2 protein-coding genes are annotated in these 1,771 nt (G+C 47.5%); both read left to right on the top strand.

All coding sequences use genetic code 11. The features are described 5' to 3' along the window. Nucleotides 1-1,040, top strand: a 1,040-nt coding sequence (corA, locus tag ACTHUE_RS17750; protein ID WP_440424080.1) for a magnesium/cobalt transporter CorA, incomplete at its 5' end; no start/stop codon positions are given. Between the two features lie 117 nt (nucleotides 1,041-1,157). Continuing rightward, nucleotides 1,158-1,640, top strand: a complete 483-nt coding sequence (locus tag ACTHUE_RS17755; protein WP_070461892.1) for an acyl-CoA thioesterase — start codon at nucleotides 1,158-1,160, stop codon at nucleotides 1,638-1,640. Nucleotides 1,641-1,771: the final 131 nt, after the last annotated feature.

Raw genomic sequence — 1,771 nt, forward strand, 5'->3', positions numbered from 1 at the left:
CCGACATTCTGCAAGACCAAGCCATGCAGCGCAGCAATACCGACAATGCGCCGCGCTCTGCCATCCATCAAACCCTGTATTCCGCCGATACCTTTGTTCAGTATGATTATCTTGCCGGGAAAAACTTGCCTGATATTACCCGTCCGCAAGAAGGCCAAATCAACTGGCTGCATTTTGTCGGCATCAATGATGTTGCCTTGCTCAAACATGCGCTTGAGCCTTACGGCATCCATGAGCTGGTTATTGAAGATATTCTCAGCCGCAAGCAACGTCCGAAAATTGAAGACTACGGCAGCTATGTTTTTACTGCCGCACAGGTTTACCATTACACAACTACAGGCAAGCTCCATTCCGACCAAGTGTATGTGATTATCGGCAAAGATTTTGTGTTGTCTTTCCAACAAAAACCGTTGGGCTTGTTCAGTCATCTGCGCCGGCAGATGCACGAAAATCCGCACAATATTTTGAACAAAAACACGGCGTTTCTGGCGTATTGTCTGCTTGACCGTATTGTGGACGACTATTTCATCGTTTTGGAGTCGTACAACAACCGTGTCGAAGCGATAGACAAGTCCCTGTTTAAAAATGAAAACAGCGATATTCTCAGTAAGATTCACCGCCTCAAGCGCGATGCCGTCCGTCTGCGGCGCACGCTTTTGCCATTGCGCGACGTGTTCTACCAACTGGCCGTACGCGGCGATTTTGCCATTTTCAAAGGCGAATCGACCGTCTATCTGCGCGATGTGTACGACCACAATATGCAGCTTATCGAATCGCTTGATGCCTCGCGTGATATGGTGTTGAGCATGATGGACATTTACCTTTCCTTCCAATCCAACCGCATGAACCAGCAAATGCGCGTGTTGACGGTTATCACCATCATCTTTATGCCGCTGACCGTCATCACCGGTATCTACGGCATGAACTTCGACAATATGCCCGAGCTGCATTGGCATTACGGCTATTTCATGGTTTTGGGTGTGATGCTGTGCATCATCATCGGACTGCTGATTTTCTTTTCGCGTAGAAAATGGTTATGATCAGGTGTGGCAGATTGAATTTTTCCACTCAAAAACGGTAGAATCAAAATTCCTACAAAACATGCCGTCTGAAATAACAGGCGGCCTTAAAAACAAACCACTTCAAGAGGTCAAACCATGGAACAAGCACGCCAACTTCCTTCTCACGAACTCATCATGTCCGAGCTGATGATGCCGGATACGGCAAACTTCAGCGGCAACGTCCACGGTGGCGAATTATTGCGCTTGCTCGACCAAGTCGCTTATTCCTGTGCCAGCCGATACAGCGGCAACTACTGCGTTACCTTGTCTGTCGATAAAGTTTTGTTTAAAGAGCCTATCCATGTCGGCGAACTGGTAACCTTTTACGCCAGCATTAACTACACCGGCCGCACTTCTATGGAAGTTGGCATCCGTGTAGAAGCGCAAAACATCCGCACCGGTGAAGTGCGCCATACCAACAGCTGCTACTTCACCATGGTTGCCGTAGAAGACGGCAAGCCGGTTGCCGTGCCACCTTTGGAAATCAATACACCGCGCCAACGTTGCCGTTATGAAAAGGCTAAAAAGCGCAAAGCATTGAGCTTGCAGGCTTCCGATGAAGATTCTTGCAGCAACTAAATTGAATTTATTAAATAACGAAGGCCGTCTGAAATCCTGTTTCAGACGGCCTTCACGCAAAAGCCATAAACCGCTTGTTTTGTGGTAGAATCAACAAGATTTTTGCCATACGAAATTACAGATAATCATGA

It is taken from the genome of Neisseria sp. P0021.S005 (assembly GCF_051956955.1).

What these genes read in the sequence shown, in the direction of transcription:
- ACTHUE_RS17755 (WP_070461892.1), top strand. Translation starts at nt 1,158, where the DNA reads ATGGAACAAGCACGCCAACTTCCTTCTCACGAACTCATCATGTCCGAG.